The sequence below is a fragment of the Rhodococcus sp. KRD175 genome (assembly GCF_017168275.1).
Classification (GTDB): Bacteria; Actinomycetota; Actinomycetes; order Mycobacteriales; family Mycobacteriaceae; genus Rhodococcoides; species Rhodococcoides fascians.
In genome coordinates this window covers 220,894-222,379 of record NZ_JABFAQ010000003.1, presented here as the reverse complement: position 1 = coordinate 222,379, position 1,486 = coordinate 220,894, and the positions used below count along the sequence as shown (strand labels likewise).

Here is a 1,486-nt window from a genome sequence, read left to right as displayed (position 1 = left end):
TTGCCCTTGTTTCTCGCCGACCCGGCGTGGCTGATCGCTGCTCGCGCGTTGGCTGGGGCGGGTGCGGCGCTGGTCATGCCCTCGACGCTGTCGATACTGACCGCGGGATTTCCACCGGCGCATCGCGGCCGCGCTGTAGGTGTGTGGGCCGGGGTTGCTGGATCCGGGGCGGTCCTGGGCATCCTCGGGGCTGGTGTGCTGCTCGAGCAGTGGTCGTGGACCTCGGTGTTCGTCGGGTTGACCGTCGCCGGAGCGGTTCTGGCCGGGTTGGCATGCAGTATCGCGGAGTCCCGCCAGCAGGAGCATCCACCGGTCGATTGGGTGGGCGCGGTGACCGTAGTTGTCGCGGTCGGGGCGATCGTCTTCGCTGTGATCGAGGTTCCGGCCCGTGGCTGGTCGGATTCGCTCGTCGCCATCAGCACTGCGGTGGGCTTGTTTGCGGTTGCGGTGTTCGTCGTCGTAGAACTACGTTCCTCGGCACCCCTACTCGATGTCCGGTTGTTCGCCCGCCGTGGTTTCGGTGCCGGCGCGCTGTCTGTCTGTATCCAATTTCTGGTGACCTTCGGGGTGTTCTTGCTGTTGGTGCAGTATCTGCAGTTGATTCTCGGTTATGGACCGCTCACCGCCGCGTTGGCGTTGACCCCTATGGTCGTGCCGCTCATCGTGATCTCGGTGATTGCACCCTGGCTGTCGAACATTGTTGGGCTGCGGGTGATGACCACTGTAGGTCTGCTCACCATCGCGGCGGGACTGGTGATGGTGAGCAGACTGACCGTCGCGGCGACTTACCCTGACCTGCTGTGGCCCTTGCTCATCATGAGTGCGGGTTTGGGGTTGTGTACCGCCCCTGCGACTTTCGCCATCGTCTCGGACACTCCTGAGGCCAAGCACGGGGTGGCTGCCGCGGTCAACGACGCAGCTCGCGAAATCGGTGCCGCGATTGGGATTGCGGTAGCCGGTAGCGTGCTCGCGGCCGGTTACGTTCAGCACATTCAGCCGGCTCTGCCCCAGCTACCCGAGCCTGCCCGTGGTCCGGTGGCCGATTCTCTGGCCGCCGCGTTACAGGTCGCCGACCGCGCAGGACCAGCTGGTCAGCCGCTGGCCGAGTTCGCCAGAGCCGCATTCGTACACGGAAGTGGTCAGGCGACACTGTCGTTGGCGGCGCTGACCGCCGCTGGGGCACTCGTCCTCGCCGTCTTTGCGCCAGGTAGACGCAGCCGTACGACAGCCACCGCGGGTGATGGACGTCGGTGAAGGTCGGCCAGGGTGTCTATTCTTCGGTGTGATTCGTGTCCGTGGCCCGGAGTTGGGCTCGGGCTTGGGACTGCATGAAGTGTTCGACCTCGACCACCACGAACAGGGCAGTAGCGGTGGCTACCGAGCGGCCCTGCGCATCGTCCATCGTGGCCGTGAGATCCAGTTTGCGCCCATCACGAGACCGAACGGCAGCACGCAATACGTATGGAGTGCCGAGCAGAACCGGCGC

The 1,486-nt window shown here is 65.1% G+C and carries 1 protein-coding gene and 1 pseudogene; one reads left to right on the top strand and one right to left on the bottom strand.

All coding sequences use genetic code 11. The annotated features are described in order from the left end of the window. The coding region (locus J1M81_RS04425) for an MFS transporter (RefSeq protein ID WP_206497662.1) at window positions 1–1,254 on the top strand (1,254 nt) is incomplete at its 5' end. 16 nt (window positions 1,255–1,270) lie between these two features. Here the strand turns inward: J1M81_RS04425 and J1M81_RS04420 are convergent. After that, window positions 1,271–1,486 (bottom strand): annotated as a pseudogene (locus J1M81_RS04420) (PaaI family thioesterase); the annotation flags it as partial.